Source organism: Natronosalvus halobius, from assembly GCF_024138145.1.
Lineage (GTDB): Archaea > Halobacteriota > Halobacteria > Halobacteriales > Natrialbaceae > Natronosalvus > Natronosalvus halobius.
The window spans coordinates 473,932-491,166 of record NZ_CP099997.1; the positions used below are offsets into that span (position 1 = coordinate 473,932).

14 protein-coding genes and 1 tRNA gene are annotated in these 17,235 nt (G+C 66.2%); 6 read left to right on the forward strand and 9 right to left on the reverse strand.

Going from position 1 to position 17,235, the window contains the following annotated elements; genetic code table 11:
• Positions 1–18: 18 nt before the first annotated feature.
• Positions 19–798 (forward strand): protein sorting system archaetidylserine decarboxylase, encoded by a 780-nt coding sequence (locus NGM15_RS02280; RefSeq protein ID WP_253434740.1) that lies wholly within the window; start codon positions 19–21, stop codon positions 796–798.
• Between the two features lie 70 nt (positions 799–868).
• Here NGM15_RS02280 and NGM15_RS02285 read toward each other — a convergent pair whose 3' ends face one another.
• Positions 869–3,061 carry a CDC48 family AAA ATPase gene (locus NGM15_RS02285; protein WP_253434743.1) on the reverse strand — a complete coding sequence of 731 codons (2,193 nt, stop codon included), beginning with the start codon at positions 3,059–3,061 and terminating at the stop codon, positions 869–871.
• Positions 3,062–3,367: 306 nt separating this feature from the next.
• On the opposite strand from NGM15_RS02285, the gene NGM15_RS02290 reads away from it, so the two are divergent.
• The 4 genes from NGM15_RS02290 to NGM15_RS02305 all read left to right on the forward strand — a co-directional run bounded on the left by NGM15_RS02290 (position 3,368) and on the right by NGM15_RS02305 (position 6,719).
• The gene (locus NGM15_RS02290; protein ID WP_253434745.1) at positions 3,368–4,897 is read left to right on the forward strand and encodes a PQQ-binding-like beta-propeller repeat protein; all 1,530 of its coding nucleotides are present in this window, start codon (positions 3,368–3,370) and stop codon (positions 4,895–4,897) included.
• A gap of 80 nt (positions 4,898–4,977) precedes the next feature.
• On the forward strand, positions 4,978–5,832 hold the full coding sequence (locus NGM15_RS02295) for a triphosphoribosyl-dephospho-CoA synthase (protein ID WP_253434748.1): 855 nt from the start codon (positions 4,978–4,980) through the stop codon (positions 5,830–5,832).
• Complete coding sequence (locus NGM15_RS02300; RefSeq protein ID WP_253434750.1) at positions 5,829–6,503, forward strand: DUF447 domain-containing protein; 675 nt, start codon at positions 5,829–5,831, stop codon at positions 6,501–6,503. The genes NGM15_RS02295 and NGM15_RS02300 overlap by 4 nt, the downstream gene beginning before the upstream one ends.
• A 24-nt stretch (positions 6,504–6,527) precedes the next feature.
• Positions 6,528–6,719 carry a 30S ribosomal protein S17e gene (locus NGM15_RS02305; RefSeq protein WP_253434753.1) on the forward strand — a complete coding sequence of 64 codons (192 nt, stop codon included), beginning with the start codon at positions 6,528–6,530 and terminating at the stop codon, positions 6,717–6,719.
• A 53-nt stretch (positions 6,720–6,772) separates the two neighbouring features.
• Here the strand turns inward: NGM15_RS02305 and NGM15_RS02310 are convergent, their stop codons facing one another.
• The 7 genes from NGM15_RS02310 to NGM15_RS02340 all read right to left on the reverse strand — a co-directional run bounded on the left by NGM15_RS02310 (position 6,773) and on the right by NGM15_RS02340 (position 12,069).
• On the reverse strand, positions 6,773–7,330 hold the full coding sequence (locus NGM15_RS02310; RefSeq protein WP_253434756.1) for a DUF8135 domain-containing protein: 558 nt from the start codon (positions 7,328–7,330) through the stop codon (positions 6,773–6,775).
• A complete protein-coding gene (locus tag NGM15_RS02315; protein ID WP_253434759.1) occupies positions 7,327–8,271 on the reverse strand; it encodes a hypothetical protein in 945 nt (314 codons plus the stop codon). Before NGM15_RS02315 ends, NGM15_RS02310 begins: the two co-directional genes overlap by 4 nt.
• Before the next feature lie 221 nt (positions 8,272–8,492).
• Entirely contained in the window at positions 8,493–9,335 is an 843-nt protein-coding gene (locus tag NGM15_RS02320) for an RAD55 family ATPase (RefSeq protein ID WP_253434762.1), read from the reverse strand.
• 155 nt (positions 9,336–9,490) lie between these two features.
• Positions 9,491–10,360 carry a succinate--CoA ligase subunit alpha gene (gene sucD, locus NGM15_RS02325; RefSeq protein ID WP_253434765.1) on the reverse strand — a complete coding sequence of 290 codons (870 nt, stop codon included), beginning with the start codon at positions 10,358–10,360 and terminating at the stop codon, positions 9,491–9,493.
• On the reverse strand, positions 10,357–11,511 hold the full coding sequence (sucC, locus tag NGM15_RS02330; RefSeq protein WP_253434768.1) for an ADP-forming succinate--CoA ligase subunit beta: 1,155 nt from the start codon (positions 11,509–11,511) through the stop codon (positions 10,357–10,359). The genes sucD and sucC overlap by 4 nt, the downstream gene beginning before the upstream one ends.
• A gap of 257 nt (positions 11,512–11,768) precedes the next feature.
• A tRNA-Leu gene (locus NGM15_RS02335) sits at positions 11,769–11,850 on the reverse strand.
• Between the two features lie 48 nt (positions 11,851–11,898).
• Positions 11,899–12,069, reverse strand: a complete 171-nt coding sequence (locus NGM15_RS02340; protein ID WP_253434770.1) for a hypothetical protein — start codon at positions 12,067–12,069, stop codon at positions 11,899–11,901.
• Positions 12,070–12,326: 257 nt separating this feature from the next.
• Between NGM15_RS02340 and NGM15_RS02345 the strand changes: the two genes are divergently transcribed.
• Positions 12,327–12,635 (forward strand): cyclin family protein, encoded by a 309-nt coding sequence (locus NGM15_RS02345; RefSeq protein WP_253434773.1) that lies wholly within the window; start codon positions 12,327–12,329, stop codon positions 12,633–12,635.
• 425 nt (positions 12,636–13,060) lie between these two features.
• Here NGM15_RS02345 and NGM15_RS02350 read toward each other — a convergent pair whose 3' ends face one another.
• On the reverse strand, positions 13,061–17,179 hold the full coding sequence (locus tag NGM15_RS02350) for a glucodextranase DOMON-like domain-containing protein (protein ID WP_253434775.1): 4,119 nt from the start codon (positions 17,177–17,179) through the stop codon (positions 13,061–13,063).
• Positions 17,180–17,235: the final 56 nt, after the last annotated feature.

Sequence of the window (17,235 nt, forward strand, 5' to 3'; positions counted from 1 at the left end):
CACCGCGTTCGTCCGACTATGAAGTTCGCGCCGGGCGCGTGGCGCTACGCCATCGTTCCGCTGGTCGTGGCCCCGTTCGCCTACCTCATCAGCGTCGGCGTCGGCATCGCTACCCTCCTGCTCGGCGTCGGGACGCTCGCGTTCTTCCGTGACCCCGAGCGAACGCCGCCTCTGTCCGGCGTCGTCGCGCCCGCCGACGGCAAGGTGTCCGTCGTGCGGACCGAGGGCGACCGGTTCCGGCTGGGGACGTTCATGAACGTCCACAACGTCCACGTCGTCCGTGCGCCGTTCGACGCCACGGTACGGGACGTGGAGCACTCGCCGGGCGGATTCAAACCCGCGTTTTCGAAGGACTCCGATCGGAACGAGAAAGTTCACCTGCACCTCGAGCCCGCAGAGGGGGCGTTCTCCGAGGGGGGGCTCTCCGAGGGGGCGCTCTCCGAGGGGGCGCTCTCCGAGGAAGCGTTTTCCGAGGGTGACGATCAGAGCCCCGAACCAGGCCTCGATGAAACCGGGGGCCAGGCTATGGAAGCCGAGGTCACGTTCATCGCCGGCGCGTTCGCCCGCCGCATCCACCCCTACGTCGAACCTGGTGACTCGCTCGATCGCGGCCAGCGAATCGGCCACATCGCGTTCGGGAGCCGCGTCGACGTGGTTTTTCCACCCTCAGTCGACCCCGAGGAGTTGGCGGTCGAGCCGGGCCAGAAGATGACCGCCGGAGAGACAGTGATCCTCGAGACCGACGGGAATCTGCTGTCGGGCAACGACGGACTCGACGTGGACGGCTCGGAACCCTGATCGGTCCCTGGCCGATGCGCGACCGGCCAGCCAACACAGGCGGCAACCGGCCAGCCAACACCACCCGGAATTAGCGTTTGGCGTCCACCGCATCTCGAGCCGCCTCGAAGTGGCGCTGCTCGACCACCACGTCGTCGGCGTGGTCGTTCGCCTCTTCGGGACCGTACTTCGTGGCAACTTCGCGAATCGCCCGCATCGAGGCGTCCCGGACGAGCGCCTCGAGGTCGGCGCCGGTGTAGCCCTCCAGGTCGTCGGCGAGGGCGTCCAGGTCGACGTCCTCTCCGAACGGCTTGCCACGGCCGTGGACCTCGAGGATCTTGCGGCGGGCCTCGAGATCGGGTTCGGGGACCAGGACGTGCGTATCGAGCCGGCCCGGCCGAAGTAAGGCCGGGTCGAGGTGGTCCTTGCGGTTGGTCGCCGCCAGCACCACGAGGTTTGGGTTTTCTCGCATGCCGTCGAGTTCGGTCAGCAGCTGGGAGACGACGCGATCGGTCACCTCGTGGCCGTCGTCGCGATTGGCCGCGATGGCGTCGATTTCGTCGAAGAAGACGATCGAGGGGGCCGACTGCCGGGCGCGCTCGAACACCTTACGGATGGCCTTCTCGGACTCCCCGACGTAGCGGTCGACGATCTCCGGCCCGTCGACGCGGACGAAGTTGACGTCCGTCTCGCCGGCGAGCGCTCGAGCCAGAAGCGTCTTTCCGGTTCCCGGCGGCCCGTAGAGCAGGACGCCCGACGGCGGGTCGGTGTTCGTCCGATCGAAGAGTCGCTCGTAGGTCAGCGGCCACTCGACGGACTCTCGGAGGACCTGTTTAGCGTCCTCGAGCCCGCCGACGTCCGCGAAGTCGGTGTTGGGCGACTCCGCGACGTACTCGCGCATCGCGGAGGGTTCGACGGCCGCGAGCGCGGTGTCGAAATCCGCCCGAGTGACCGTGGGGTTCGCGCTCCAGGCTGCGCGTTCGTCGGCGTCGGCGGGACGGCGGCGGATAGCGGCCATCGCGGCTTCGGTGGCGACGGCGTCGAGGTCCGCGCCGACGAAGCCGTGGGTTCGACTGGCGATCTTGTCGACGTTGACGTCCTCAGCCAGGGGCATCCCACGGGTGTGTACCTCGAGGATCTCGCGTCTGCCGATCATGTCCGGGACGCCGATCTGGATCTCACGGTCGAAGCGGCCACCGCGCCGGAGCGCGGGATCGATGGTGTCCACCCGATTCGTCGCCCCGATCACGATCACCTCGCCGCGGGCGTCGAGGCCGTCCATCAGGGTCAGCAACTGCCCGACGATCCGGTTCTCGGCGTCGCCGTCGTCGTCGCGCGTCCCCGCGATGGAGTCGATCTCGTCGAAGAAGACGATCGTCGGGGCGTTCTCGCGGGCCTCCTGGAAGGTCCGTCGGAGTTGTTCCTCGGACTCGCCCTTGTACTTCGACATGATCTCCGGCCCGGAGATGGTCACGAAGTTGGCCTCGACCTCGTTCGCGACCGCGCGGGCGATCAGCGTCTTCCCCGTGCCGGGCGGTCCGTACAGGAGGACGCCCGACGGCGGCTCGACCCCGAGGCGCTTGAACAACTCGGGCTCGGAGATCGGTAACTCGATCATCTCTCGGACCTGCTCGAGTTCCTCGTCCAGGCCGCCGATGTCCTCGTAGGTGACGCCGGAGGGACGGTCCCGCGTAGCTGCCGACCCCGACGACGCTCGTCCGTCGGCGTCTCGAGTCGCCGTCGAACTTGGGGCGTCGGCGGCGTCGGTATCCGTGTCGTCGAAGACCAGGACAGTCGAGGAGCCGGTGATCTGGACGTCGCCGGCGGGTTCGGTTTCGACGACGGTGAAGGGGTCGGCCGCAACGCCCTCGATCCGGATCTGTTCGCCGGCGCGGATCGGCCGGTTGCGCAGTTTCTGGTTGGCGACGCGCTCGGCCAGTCGCGACTCGGCGTCGCTCAGCGACGGCGGCGGCGAGAGCGTGACGGTTTCGGCCGCTCGGATGGACGAGCCGTCCATCGCTCGAACCACCACGGTGTCGCCCACGTTCACGCCAGCATTCGCGCGGGTGTCGGCGTCGATCTGGACGACCTGCTTCGGGATCGCCGGGTCCGCCGGCCACATCTTCGCGACGGTTCGCCCCTCGCCCTCGATGACGACGGTGTCGCCGCTCAACACGCCGAGCTTTCGCCGTGCCGTCTCGGGAATTCGTGCGACGCCACGGCCAGCGTCACGCTTCTCCGCCGCGCGCACGGTCAGCGTGACGCCGTCGTCAGTCTCGGTCATGACAGATCGTTGTGGGGGAGTCGTCTTGAGAATTTCCCACCAGCGGCGACGCATCCGATGATCGGCGTCGGGAGTAGAATCTCTCGAGTGACGGGCCGAGTCATCCAATTGCTCGAGGGGAAGCCCGAATCACGGAGGTGGTCGGTCACAGTCGTGTTCCCTGGCGTTCGATCGATCCCGTGCCGGCGCCATAGCTACAGCGTCGACAACAGTTTCTCTGCGTGAAACGTTCGGGTAAACAACTGCATAGGAATAGGAGGAAGTCCGATTTTCGCACCTATGTCGTCCTGGAAACGACGGTCCGTCTTGGCCTCAGGTGCAGCGCTCGCGACTGGGAGCATCCTCGTCTCCGCCGGAGCGACTCAGGAGACCGAGGATGCGGAACGCTCGTTCGAAGAGCAAAGCGGCTGGTCCTCCCACCACGGAGGTGTCAAAAACTCGGCGGCTATCTCGCTCGATGGCTGGCTTCCCGTGCCAACGTCGGTCGCCTGGGAGTACGACCACAAAGGAGACCTCGCCGTCGTCGATCAGGTCGCCTACCTGCGAACCGACGGGAAAGTGCACTCGCTCGAGGCCGAGAACGGCACGGTACGGTGGGAGAGCGACGACGTCGGTGCCGCAGGGACGCCGGCAGTGGCCGACGACGCCGTCTACGTCGGCGGCGACGCAGTGACGGCGCTCGAGGCCTCGACGGGCGAGGTTCGCTGGCGAGTGGGCTTCGAGTCCGATAGTGAGGCTCCGGTTCCGGATCCTACCGTCGCATACGAGACGGTGTTCGTCGTCGTCAACGGGACGCTGTACGCGCTCGACCGGGTCGACGGCTCGATCCGATGGGAGCGAGAGTCGGTCACGCTCGAGACCCGCGACGGCGAAAAATCGGCTCGATTCGTGTCGATGCCGCTCGCCGCCGACGAGGAATCGATCTACGCGGGGGTCGGCGAGGCGGGATTCGTGGCGCTCAACCCGGTAACGGGTGACGATCAATGGACCTACCGGGAACGGTATCCCAACTCGATCGGAGGCTACCACGACGACCTCACCATCGGGGCAGGACGCCTCTTTACGGGTAGGATCAGCGACGGCGAGGAGTTCCCCGTTCTCGACGTGCGAACAGGCGAACGAGTCGGTGAGGCTTCGTATAGGTTTCCGCTTGCGGTCACCGACTCGACGAGAGTCGGGGCGGGCAGGCACGGCTTCGGAGCGTACCACTACGATACGGACTCCCAGTGGTCGATCGGCGGCTCGACGGATGCCTGGGGCCGTCCAATCGTTGCCGGGAAAATCATTGTCATTCCGCACCACTCGTATTCGAGAGAACAGCCAGAGCTGTACGGATTCGACCTCGAAAACGGGGACGAACTCTGGTCGTTTTCGCTCGCGAAACTCGGCGTCGAGGATTACAGGGACGCGATGTGGCCGGCCATGTCGTACGCCGCCGACGGGGACACCCTCTACGTCTCGACACCGGACAGGATCGCGGCCCTTCGGTCGTCCGAAGACGGGGGAGAGGACCCGAACGGCAATCCTCCACGCCTCTCGGTCCAGGCCCCGGAATCGATCGAGTACCGGGAAGACGCCGATCCCGACGAAGACGGCGCGGACTTCGACGTCACCGTGACGAACCGACGCGACGAGACGGCCGCGATCGAGGTTCGCCTCGAGGTCGGTCCGTACGACGAGTCGGTTTCCCTCGAGCTAGCCAGTGGCGAGACCGACGCCGTTCACTACACCGTAACGAGCAGGGATCTCGGGGTCGGCGAACACGACTGGACCGTCTCCGCGAACGACGTGACCGAGACGGGGACGTTCGTCGTTACCGATCCTGAGGAGTGCTAGAGCCGGGTCTGATTGCACTCGAGGCGATTGGGAGCCACGAGACACCTACGCCTAAGCCCCGCCGGCGTGCAGGTGTAGGCATGCGACCGGATCGAACCGCCGAACTCGCGCTCTTGCTCGAGGTCGCCGGCACGCCGAAACCCGGGAACGTCGACCGACATCGCGACCTCGCGGACTTGCGATTCGAGCACTTTCTCGCGGGGGCTGTGGGTGCCCGTGACGGCCTCGAGATGGCAGCCGACGGCGCGCCTGTCGGCCCGGCGTTCGAGCACGCGATCGAAGGCATGGCCGAACAGGACGGCGGCAACACGCAGTTCGGCGCGTTGCTGGTGCTCGTTCCGCTCGTTCGGGCCGCTCGAGACGGTGACGTCCCCACTCGATCCGCCGCCACGGCCGTCGTCGAGGGAACGACCGTCGCCGATGCCGCGGCGTTCTACTGCGCGTTCGATCACGTCGACGTCTTCGTCGGCGACCCGCCGGCTGACATGGAACCCCTCGACGTGCGCCGCGGGAGCGACGCGATCCCGGTACTCGAGGAGCGCGGGCTGACGCTGTACGACGTGATGGACCGGAGCGTCCCCGGCGACGACGTCGCTCGCGAGTGGGTCCGCGGGTTCGAGCGGTCGTTCGCTGCAGCCAAGAGGCTCGCTGACGCCGAGGGGTCGATCCTCGACCGCGCCGCCGCGGTCTTCCTCTCGTTGCTGGCCGAACGCCCCGACACCCTCGTCGCCGCCCGCCACGGCAAAGACGTCGCGGCCGAGGTGACCGACCGCGCTTCGATGCTTCACGAGCGGGACGCCCTCGAAGTCGGTCGACCGGCCATCGAGGAGTTCGCCGACGAGCTGGTCGACCGCGGGATCAATCCGGGGACGACGGCCGATCTCACCGCGGCCGGGCTATTCATCGCCCTCGAGCGTGAAACGGTCGAGATATGAGCGGCGACGATTCCGACCTCGGAGCGGACGACGACGATTCCGACCAAGACGCCAGTGATGGCGCGAGCACCGTGGGATGGCCACTCGAGCCCAGTGGGGTCAGCGAAACCGTCGTCACCACGCTCGGGCCCAACGGATTGTGGAACGTCGCCGCCCTCGGCGTCTTCGCCGGCGACCCCGCAACTGCCAGAACCTGGGGGAAGACGCGAACGCGACGGAACTTCGAGCGACGAGGCGAGGGGTACGTCCAGTTCACCCGCGACCCGGTCGACTTCGTCGACGCCGCGCTCTCGATCACCGAACGCGAGGACCCGATCCTCGAGTCCGCCGACGCCTGGGCCCGCGTAGCGGTCGAGCGAGTCGAAACCGGCACGGACGACGGCACCGACTGGGCGGCCTGGACGCTCGAACCTCGCGAGTCGACGGTCGTACGCGAGTCGGTGACGCCGATCAATCGCGGCTTCGGCGCCGTAATCGAGGCGACCGTCGCGGCGTCTCGGCTCGGCGTCGAGGGCTACGACCGCTCGCGACTCGAGGGGCTGCTGGAGCACTGTCTCGAGGTGGTCGGCCGGGCTGGCGGAGCCAGAGAGCGGGTGGCGTTCGCGAATCTCGTGGCGTACAGCGAGTGGGAACCGTCGCCGCGGGCGCGAGACGAGAACGAATGGCTTTAGAAGGCGCTCGAGGAACTAGCGGGTATGGCAATCAAGCCGGCCTACGTCAAGAAGACCGGGAACGTCCTCCTGGAGCGGTACCCTGAGGCGTTCACGACTGACTTCGAGCAGAACAAAGATAGCGTCACGAAGCTCACCAACATCGAATCGAAGGGCGTTCGAAACCGAATCGCGGGCTACGTCACGCGAAAGAAGGGCGCCGCCGTTTCGGCCTGAAACGAGGATTTTCTCGACTGTCACTGACTCGGTGAGTGACTATGATCCACCGATTACCGATCCCGCTCGAGCGCCTCGTCCTCGAGCACGACGGGACAGTCGACGACGCGATAGGTGTCCATCGAGGGCATCTCGAGGATCTGCGTGCCCTCGTGAGTGCAGGCGACCGCGGGTGGGTCGGAAAAGTACTCACACTGGTGGCAGTAGCTTCGCTTCGGTACGGTCCGATACTCCCGTTCGGCGGACGCCTCGAGCGGCGTCTCCGTGGATTCGTCCTCGAGTTCCGCCCAGAGGCGCTCGCGATCGATTTCGGCGACGTCCTCCCGATCGAACAGGTCGTCGACGGCCGGGTCCCGCTTCGGCGGGGACGTCTCCTGGTCGGAGACTCGCGCCGCGAGGCCGCTGAGGGGGTCTGTGCGATCGTCAGGTTCCTGGGGGGCCGACTCGAGTGCTGGCGGTGCCTCGTCAGTTGTGGCGGGTTCGAGCGCCTGTTCGTCGAATGCCACGGCTCTCGCGTCCTCGTTCGGTTCTGACTCTGGGTCCAGTCTCGCGTCTAAGTCTTCGGAGTCCGGACTCGCCTCATCGCCGCCATCGCTTCCGTCGTCGGTCATTCGCTCTCACCTCGTCCCACAGATCGTCGGTCGTCGACCGACGGTTCCGCGTCGGCCTCGACCGTCTCGAAGACCGACGTCGTCTCGTCGGTGTCGACCGCCGCGTGCGCCGCCGGTTCGAGGGCCGGCGGCTCGCCCGTCTCGAGCGTATGCGACCCCAGGAACGAACGCTTCTTCGAAACGTCCGCAAACTGGGTGCCACAGTGCGGGCAGGCCGGTTCGGTCAGGAGCCCCATCGAAACGGCCGTCGAACACGCCGCGCAGGTGGCCGTCTGAATCCCGAGCCGACTCGCCGCTCGCTGCAGTCGTTCGGCCTCCGAACGGCGACGCTCGCGAGCCGCGAGGGCGTCTCGCCGTTCGCGAAAGTCGAGCACCGCCGTCGCCAGCGTCGTCGACTGTCGCTCGAGTTCGTCGGTGGTCTCCAGGACGTGCTCGAGGACGTCTTCGAAATTCTCGAAGCCCGAGTCGACCGTCTCCGAGAGGCCCTCGAGATCGGATTCGAGGCTCGACAGCGCGTCGACCCGGTCCTCGAATGCCGACAATCGCTCCGCTACGGTCTCGAGATCCTCGTCGAGCGCTTCGACCGCCGAACGGGGGGCGTACTCGTCGTGGTCGTGGACCTCGGGTGCCTTTCGATCGGCCTCTCGCTTGACCTGAACGACGCGCTCGCGAACGTCCTCGACGTGGTCGACGAACTCGGTTCGCTGCTCCTGGAGTGCGGATCGGAGGGTTTGGGTGTCGACGGAATCAGCGGGTTCGACCGGATTATCGTCGTCGGGGCCCTCAGCGTCGGTGGTAACTGCGTGCGTCGCCGACAGAAGCTGTCGACAGAACGCCGCTCGCGTCTCGCCGCGCCGGTCGGACTCCTCGTCGATCCAATCGTTCACATCGGCCGGTAACGCGAACGAGACCGCCCCGTCCTCGTGGTTCTCGCTCGCCATGCGTACCCGATTCGAGGGGCGCACTCTTAGGGGTTGTGTCGGTTTCAGCGCTCGATACGTACAGGAGTTCGGCTCTCGACGTGGTATTCGGTTGACGGGTGTGGATGGCCGGAGGGCGAGGGATGGAGGAAGGGGCGGTGAAGGGAGGGGACGGAGATATGGAGGCGGTGAAGGGAGGGGACGGGGTAATGAGTGTGGTGGAGGAGAGGGATGGGAGGAACCTACCGAATCTTTCGTACGTTACTGATGTCGAATCCGCCGTCGCGAATCTCCGTTTCGAACTGGACGATGTTCTCGTCTTCGAGCCGCGAGAGTACCCCTCGAAACTCCTCGACGACCAACGTCCGATCTCGTTCGGATCCCCCGCTCTCCCACTCGAAGTGCAGCGTCCCATCGACGGCTTCCTTGAGCCGACCGAACGCCTGCCCAGTGAGCGTTTCGACGTCGACGAGCAACAGAACGATGCCGCCCCAGCGGTACGCCGCTCGTTTGAGTCCCTTGAGCAGTATCGTCAAATCGCTCTGGGAGAACTGGTCGCTGGTGGCTGCGGCCGCGAGCAGATCCGTCGCGGAGTCGATGACGACCAGGTTCCCGGGAGCGTGTTCGGAGAGGTACTCGCCGAGCGCCTCGAGTACGTTCCGTCGGTTCGTCCCGGCACCCAGGTTCGTGATGTCGGTCCGGGCGGTGCTGTACCAGTCGGTCGGCACCGGGGTCAACTGGAAGAACTCCTGAGAGAGGTCGACGAACGAGACGGCCGACGTTCCAGCCTCGACGAGGTCGTCGTCCAGGACGAACGTCATCTCGTCGACGATCGCGTCGCGCTCGCTCGTAAAGGAGACGTAGTGGACGTTGTCCGGGAGAGCGACGCCAGGCTCGAGGTCGCCGTAGTAGAACTCGAACTGGTCGCCGTCTGCCCTGGCGAGGCCGTTCATGGCCGTCGCCGTGTAACAGAACTCCCGGCCGCCCGCACCCGCTTCGGTCGCCAGCAAGACGATGCTTCCGCTCGGCGCCCCGCCGCCGATCATCGCGTCGAATCGCGAGATTCCGAGTGGCATCCGCTGCATACGGTCAGCGTCACAGGGGACTCGCTTACGTGTTGTGGCAGGTTCGAGTCCGTTTGGCGGACAGCAGAGAGTCGCGCGGTGAACGAACACGCATTCCCGTCTCGAGTTGCCTCGAAGTCAAAGACGAAACAACGAAAAACCGACCGACTTCCCCTCTAGAGGAAGCTTTCGATCTGATCCGCGACTTCCTCGGGCGTGTCGCCAACGGGGACGCCCGCGTCGTTGAGCGCGTCGATCTTGCTCTCTGCGGTGCCAGTTCCGGACCCGGAGACGATGGCGCCGGCGTGGCCCATCCGCTTTCCTGGCGGGGCCGTTCGGCCGGCAATGAAGCCCGCGACGGGCGTCTCGACGTGCTCGTCGATGTAAGCCGCGGCCTCCTCCTCGTCCTCGCCACCGATCTCGCCGCACATGACGATCGCCTTCGTGTCGGGATCGTTCTCGAACAGCTCGAGGGCGTCGACGAAGTCGGTGCCGATGATCGGGTCGCCGCCGATGCCGATGGCGGTCGTCTGGCCGATCCCGCGCTGGGTGAGACTGTCGACGACCTGATAGGTCAACGTTCCGGAGCGGGAGACGAGACCGACGTCACCCTCGGCGAAGATGTTCCCCGGCAGGATGCCAAGCTTGGCCTCGCCGGGCGTGATCAGGCCGGGACAGTTCGGCCCGATGAGCCGCGTGTCGGTCTCGGTCAGGCGCTTGTTGACCTTCGCCATATCCTGGGTCGGGACACCCTCGGTGATCGCGACCGCGAGGTCGAGGTCCGTGTCCAGGGCCTCGAAGATGGCGTCCGCGGCGAACGCGGGCGGGACGAAGATGACCGACGCGTCCGCGTCCTCTTCCTCGACGGCCTCGTCGACCGTGTCGTAGACCGGGACGCCGTGGACTTCCTGACCTCCCTTTCCAGGGACGGCGCCGGCGACCACGTTGGTCCCGTACTCGAGCATCTGTCCGGCGTGGAACTTCCCTTCGCCGCCGGTGATTCCCTGTACAACCACGCGAGTGTCGTCGTCGACTAGAACGCTCATTGGTCTCCCTCCTCGTCCTCAGCGTAAGCAACGGCACGCTGAACCGCATCCTCGAGGGTCTGTTCGACCGTCACGAGGTCCTCGTTCAGAATCTCCATGCCTTCCTCCCAGTTCGTTCCGGCCAGTCGCACGACGACCGGCTTTGGAATCTCGTCGAACTGTCCGAGGGCCTCGTTTATTCCTTTGGCGACCTCGTCGCCGCGGGTGATGCCCCCGAAGATGTTGAACACGACCGAATCGACGTTCTCGTCGGAGAACACCATGTCCAGGGCGTTGGCGATTCGCTCGGCCTTCGCGCCGCCGCCGACGTCCAGGAAGTTCGCGGGTTTCCCGCCGTAGTGGTCCACGAGGTCGAGCGTCGTCATCACGAGGCCGGCGCCGTTGCCGATGATCCCGACGTTGCCCTCGAGGCGGACGTAGTCGAAGTCGTACTCATCGGCCTTCTGTTCGAGTTCGTCGCCGCTCGCGGCTTCGTCCTCCATCTCCGCGATTTCGGGCTGACGGAACAGGGCGTCCTCGTCGATGTTCATCACGGCGTCGGCCGCGATGACCTCGCCGTCGCTGGTGACCATCAGCGGGTTGATTTCGGCATCCGACCCGTCGCGGTCGTCCCAGAGGTCGTAGAGCGTCGTCAGGACGCCCGCCACGTCGAGGGCGAGGTCCGGATCGACGTCTGCGTCGTAGACGGCCTTGCGAGCCTGGTAGGGGTGCATGCCGAACGCGGGGTCGACGTGTTCGCGAGCGATCGCTTCGGGCGTCTCCTCGGCGACCTGCTCGATGTCGACGCCGCCTTTCGTCGAGACCATGGCGACGGGCTTGCCCTCCCCGCGGTCCATCGTCACGCCGACGTACAGTTCGTTGACGAAGTCGACCGCTTCCTCGACCAGCACGCGGTCGACGTGGTAGCCCTTGAGGTCCATCCCGAGGATCGATTCGGCCGCGTCGCGAGCCTCGTCGGCGTCCTCGGCGAGTTTGATCCCGCCGGCCTTGCCGCGACCCCCGACCTGAACCTGTGCCTTGATCGCGACCGGATAGCCAATCTCGTCGGCGGCCGCCAGGACGCCGTCGACGTCCGACGCGAGCGTCGACGCTGGCGTCGGAACCCCGGCGTCAGCGAACACCTGCTTCGCCTGGTACTCGTGGAGTTTCATTGCGCACTCGTTACGCAGTTGCGCCGTTGCTTAAATCATGGGAGTTTGCGTCGAGTTTCGTGGCTCGAAGTCACGTGGCTCGAGTTCGACACTCGACATTCGGCCCCTGCTATCGAAAGGTTGCACTGGTCGGACTCGAGTCGGTGCGCGGGACAGGATTCGAACAACGCGAAGACGTGCTCGCTTCGCTCCGCTCGACTTCTCTCGTTCGAATCCATCGTCGCGATGCCTCTCCTCGCGGAATGCTCGGAGAGGCATGCGCGGGACAGGATTCGAACCTGCGGACTCCTACGAGACAGCGTCCTAAGCGCTGCGCCGTTACCACTTGGCTACCCGCGCTCGATGTTCGAGTACACGTCGAATCAGCTAAGAAAGTATCGGTCCGTCCTAATGGGTCACTGGCTCCTCGGGCGACCAGTCCGGCGGCACGATGAACGTGATGTGCTCGGCGTCTCGCAACTGGTGGAGTTCGGCTGCCTGCTCGGCAAGCGATCGGTCTCGATACGGCATCTCGAGCCCGCAGCCAGTACAGACGAGTTTGCAAGTTGGTTCGTTCATGTGGTGACGCGTACCCCCCGCCGGGTGCGTGGTCGTCGCTTCGAATCCGAACCGCTTTAGTAAGAGTGACCTAGTGAAATCCCGGGCGAAGGGCCAGTTAGCCTAGGGTTTCGTAGCTGGACGTTGTCTGGCGTAGCACGTTATTGCGATGAGAGTCACAGCCACCGCCATAGTCCTCGACAGATGAACGACGGTGGGACGCGACGGGAGCGATCGCCAACCGTGTGTTTATGGTGCAACCATCCGTTGTAACGAGCATGTATAGCGCCAATACGCGCGTCGAACACGAACCGTGGCTCGAGGAACTCGAGCAGGCCGCGGATCGCCTCGAGCTGACGGGCGAGGCTCGCTCGACGGCTGCCGATCTCTTTCTCGCGAACGTGCCCGAGGCCGACCGATCGAAGCCGGCAGTGCTGGCTGCGAGCATCTACGCCGGATCGCTCGTCGCGGGCGATGGCCGCACCCAGTGTGCTGTCGCCGACGCCGCAGACGTCTCCCGCCTCTCGATCCAACAGCGCTGGAAGGACCTGCTGGCCGGCGCCGGGCTCGAGCCGCCGAAGTGGTAGGCTGATCGGTCATCGAAAGCGACGTGAGTGACTCTCCTGGACAGCGGATAACGCTCGGACGCTTCGAACCATCTCATCAGTACAGATCGCCACCGCTTCGACCGAGTCAGCCGAGCGTCTCGTTCCCTCTCGAACGTTCTCTCCTCTCCTCGCGATTCACCGTCGCCAGATAGCGAGGCCCTCGCTCGACGCACCGAGTAATGGTCAGTAATCCCGATCTGCGGAATCGTTCCAGCAGGAAAACACCGATGTCGTACCGGTAGGCTGCCGCTACACTGGCGAAAGTGTTCCATTGCCTGAGGGATCTTCGGTCGTCGAGATGCGTTTTCGCCCGATTCTCTTACCGATTGTCGCCAGCCGATTTGCGCTCGAGACGACCACTCTCACGGCCTCGAATGCCGACGACAAACGCGAGTAGCGGAGCGTTATTCGTCGTCCTCCCGGGCGAGACGCTTCGCTGCCAGTGCGGTTCCGCCAGCGACGCCTGCGGTGCCGACGACGGCGCCGAAACCGGGGAGTCCATCGTCTTCCGATCCGTCGCTGCCGGTGCCACCATTGCCACCGCTGCCGTCGCTATCGTCGCCAGCAGAGTCGTCATCCTCGTCTCCGTTTCCGCCGTCATCGTCACCGTCGCCATCGTCGTTCCCTGGCGTATCGCTGCTATCGTTTCCGTTCCCCTCTGTACCATCGCTCCCGTCGCTCGAGGACCCGTCTCCGGCCTCGGACAACTCGACGTCGCCGAGCGCGACGAACGGCAGTTGTGGCACCGAACCATCGGATTCCGAGAGCACCTCGACGCGGTCCACGCCCTCGGGGGTGACCATGTCCATCACGGCCGGATTGTTGTCGCCGGTGCCGCCGCCGATGACGTACTCGCCGGCCTCGGGGGCGATACCGCGAATCGCGCCGTCCCCGTAGCCGTCGAACGGGGCGACGAGGGCCGCGATACCGATTCCGCCGCCGGCCTCGACGTCCCAGCCGATCGCGTCGGCGGGAACGCGGACCGAGACCGTGCGCCCTTCCACGTTCGTCTCGACGTTCGACGTCACTGAATCGCCGGCCGCGGACTCGACGCTCTTGACCGACTCGCCGTTGACGACGACGCGGTAGTGGTAGGGCGTCGCCATGTCGGCGTTCAGCCCGGTTCGACCCTCCGTGGTTCCCTCTACGTCGGCGCCGGGGTCGTGGACGTACACCTGGAAGAACTGATGGGAGAAGCCGCGGGGGAGGCCCCAGGGGTTCTGGATCTCGCTGGCCATCGTGAACGCGAACTCGACGCGATCGCGCGAGGCCGACACGGTCAGTTCGTCGATATCCCAGGCCCCCTCGTAGAAGTCGTCGCTCGTCGGGTACTCGTAGGTCCCCGGGCCGTAGGGCTCGCCGGTGGGTTCGTCGAACGTGGCGACCGCCTCGAGCGTGGTTACGAGCGGGACGTACTGCACCGTCGCTCGCGTTCCGTCGCTGTAAGCCAGTCCCCGGTACCAGTCGACGTCTGCCGGCGTCACCACGTCGATCGCGTTGGGCGCGGCGTCGTTCTGTGCGCCGCCGAAGGTCGTCTCGGTGGCCTCCGCTTCGGCCTGCATGACGTTCCCCGGCGCGTCCGGATCGTAGCCCAGCATCACCACCGCGACGTCCAGGTCCTCGAGGGGCGTCTCCAGCGCGGCTTTCGGCACGTCGACGAGAATCTCGTCGGCGGCCGGGTTCGCGGCGACGCCGCCCTCGGCGAGTCGCGTCCCGTCGGCGGTTTCGAGTCGCGTCCCATTCTCACCGTCGACGACGACCCGGTACTGGTGGGGGCGTTCGAGGGTCGCGTTGACACCCTCGCGCATCTCCGTCGTCCCGTCGTCGGAACCGTCGGCCAGATACAACTGGAGGTGCTGGGCGGAGAACCCGCCGTCGTACCCGTCGTAGTTCTCGAGGTCGCCGCCGACCGCCGCACGGAACTGGTAGGTGTCGCCGCCGTCGTGAACCGAGAACGCCGTCAGGTCGAAGATGCCGTCGGTGAACCGGTCGTCGGTCGGGTACTGGTAGCGGCCGTTGCCGCCCTTGTCGGTTCCCGGGGTGACGGAGAGGTTCGCGATGCGGTCGCCCGCGGCGAAGAACGTCGGCGTCTCGAGGATCGCGACCTGGTCGACCTCGACGGTGCGTCGTTCGTCGTCGGCCTCGCCTTGGACCTCGAGATCCGCGCCGGAGACGACGTCGGTCGCGTGCACGTCCGAACGTAAATCGACGGTCACCGCCCCCTCGGGGTCGAAGTTGACGATCACGACGACGCGGTCGGGACCGGCGACATCCTCCAGGAGGCTAGCGTCGCGCCCGAAGACGAGCACGCGGTCGTCGGACTCGTGCCACTCGCCGACGAGGTCGGCGTCGGTTTTCAGCACGTCGAGGTCGTGGTACGTACTGATAAGCGTCCGGTAGAACTCGAGGTGGTCCTCGTCGTACGTCTCCCAGTTCACGAACGCTCGCTGGCGGCCGCCGGGGCGGACGTCGGCCCCGCTGTTGACCGAGCCGTCGTCGTTGTAGCCTCGAGGGTCGTTCTCGCCCATGTGTCGACCCTCGCCGAACCGGCTGATCTGGCGCTCCTGGCCGTAGTAGACGAAGGGGACGCCGGGGAGGGTGACGCCGGCGGCCCAGCAGGCGCGCTGGAGGGCGGCCCCGCGCTCCCACTCCTCGTCGGAGGCCTCGTCGTGGTTCGGATTCGCCTGATCGACGACGGTCTGGTTGAGCAGGCGCAACTCGTCGTGGTTCTCGATCGCGTTGAGGACGAGCGAGTGGTCCGGGATGCCCTCCGCAGCTCGCGCCCGCACGTCGTCGTAGAGGTCTGTGGGCGAGGCCAACCCGCCGGCAACGTCGTGTGTCGTCGTCGTGAACCCCTCGGTGTCGAAGTGCATGTCGAACTCGTTCTCCGAGAAGGCGGGGTCCTTCGGGATCGTCTCGTCGAGCATGAGGAACTCGCTATCGTTCGACCGGACGACCTCGCGGACCGCCTTCCAGAAGCTGTGGGGGACCCCCCAGGCGATGTCACAGCGGAAGCCGTCGACGCCGACCTCGCCGGACCAGAACTCGGCGACGGCGAGCATGTGCTCGCGGACCGCCACGTTGTCGTAGTTCCAGTTGGGCATGACCCGGAGGCCCCAGAAGCCGGTCGGACTGGGGGCCGGTTCCACCGTCTCGCCGTCGTGGGTAATCGGCGCCTCGAGGCGGTCCCACCAGTCGAAGTGTTTCGAGTCCTCGTTCCAGGCGTCCACAGGTGGATACTCCCAGTTCGGTGCTGGCGGTTCGGATCCCTGTTCGGCGATGGTGTCCTGGAAGTACGCGTGGCCACGCCCGGCGTGGTTGCTCACGAGGTCGAAGACGACCTTGATACCGGCCTCGTGACAGGCGTCGACGAACGCCGCGTAGGCCTCGATGGGATCCATCCCTTCCGGGACGAGGTCCCCGGCGATCCCGAAGTAGTCGTTCGTGTCGTAGCCGTGTGGCCCACCGCCGGGCGCCCCCTCCTGGAAGCCCGATTCGTTGTTATTCCCGAAGAGTTTGTCGACGCTCTCGGCAGGGACGACGGGCGTCAGCCAGACCGCGTCGACGCCCAGGTCGGCGAGGTAGTCGACGCCGTCGATCAGGTCGTCGAAGGTCGTCGCGCCGCGTTCGCCTGCCCACGAACGCGGGAAGATCTGGTACATGACGCCCTCGGCCATCCACTCCGGCGGGCGGTTGGGCAGGGAGGTCGTACCGTCGGGTCCGAGTTCGATCGTATCGAGGGTGCTCAGGCTGTCACCGTCGGAGGCGACCGCGTGGACGCGGGCGGACTCGCCCTCGATGGCCGATTCGGGTACGCGACCGGTCAGTCCGTCGACCTGAATCGCGTCGGTGGCGAGCGCGTCCCGGTCGTCCGCGAGGAAGGCGACCTCGAGGTCGGCCCGCGTCGCCCGGCTGTTCGGCGCAAGTCGTGCGTTCGTCTCGAGGACGTACTCGCCGTCCTCGTACCGTCCCTCGAGTTCGATTCGGGGCTGGCCGCCCGCTCCGCCTTCGGATTCGGGGAACGCGTGGATCGTCAACTCGTGGGTGCCGTCGGGCGCCTCGAGTTCGAGGACGTAGGTGCCGGGAACGTCGGCCTCGAACTCGGCAACGTTGTCTCGGCCTTCGTCGTACCGGGGCCGGTCCGGATCGAGCGACGACTGGTAGGTCAACTCGACCTCGCTCCCCTCGGGGCGCTGGGCGACCGACCAGGTGAAGTCCTCGGCGGCGTAGCCCCCTGGATTTGGGCTGGCATTGGGAACCCGCGGGGCGAGGTTGTCTCGCCCACCGATCATCTCGGGGCCGACGAACGCCGAGTTCCACAGTTTCTCGCCGACCTGGACGAAGCGGGGGTGACCAGGGTGAAAGGAGTCGATTCCGCTCGCCGTCACGCCCTCCGGGGCGCTCGCCGCGACCGAATCGCTAAACCCGGCCGTCAGTCCGTAGGCACCGAGTCCCGCAACGCCCCCGAGGACGGTTCGTCTGTACAGCGATCTCGAGTCGTCGTCTCGTGAATTGTCACTCATGGCTGGTGGATCGTCCGGTGGTGTCCGCGGGCGCGAATCCGGGCCGTCGCTCGAGC

Coding starts and splice junctions, on each gene's coding strand:
- NGM15_RS02280 (WP_253434740.1), top strand. CDS start 19: ATGAAGTTCGCGCCGGGCGCGTGGCGCTACGCCATCGTTCCGCTGGTC.
- NGM15_RS02285 (WP_253434743.1), bottom strand. CDS start 3,061: ATGACCGAGACTGACGACGGCGTCACGCTGACCGTGCGCGCGGCGGAG.
- NGM15_RS02295 (WP_253434748.1), top strand. CDS start 4,978: ATGCGACCGGATCGAACCGCCGAACTCGCGCTCTTGCTCGAGGTCGCC.
- NGM15_RS02300 (WP_253434750.1), top strand. CDS start 5,829: ATGAGCGGCGACGATTCCGACCTCGGAGCGGACGACGACGATTCCGAC.
- NGM15_RS02305 (WP_253434753.1), top strand. CDS start 6,528: ATGGCAATCAAGCCGGCCTACGTCAAGAAGACCGGGAACGTCCTCCTG.
- NGM15_RS02310 (WP_253434756.1), bottom strand. CDS start 7,330: ATGACCGACGACGGAAGCGATGGCGGCGATGAGGCGAGTCCGGACTCC.
- NGM15_RS02315 (WP_253434759.1), bottom strand. CDS start 8,271: ATGGCGAGCGAGAACCACGAGGACGGGGCGGTCTCGTTCGCGTTACCG.
- NGM15_RS02320 (WP_253434762.1), bottom strand. CDS start 9,335: ATGCAGCGGATGCCACTCGGAATCTCGCGATTCGACGCGATGATCGGC.
- sucD (WP_253434765.1), bottom strand. CDS start 10,360: ATGAGCGTTCTAGTCGACGACGACACTCGCGTGGTTGTACAGGGAATC.
- sucC (WP_253434768.1), bottom strand. CDS start 11,511: ATGAAACTCCACGAGTACCAGGCGAAGCAGGTGTTCGCTGACGCCGGG.
- NGM15_RS02340 (WP_253434770.1), bottom strand. CDS start 12,069: ATGAACGAACCAACTTGCAAACTCGTCTGTACTGGCTGCGGGCTCGAG.
- NGM15_RS02345 (WP_253434773.1), top strand. CDS start 12,327: ATGTATAGCGCCAATACGCGCGTCGAACACGAACCGTGGCTCGAGGAA.
- NGM15_RS02350 (WP_253434775.1), bottom strand. CDS start 17,179: ATGAGTGACAATTCACGAGACGACGACTCGAGATCGCTGTACAGACGA.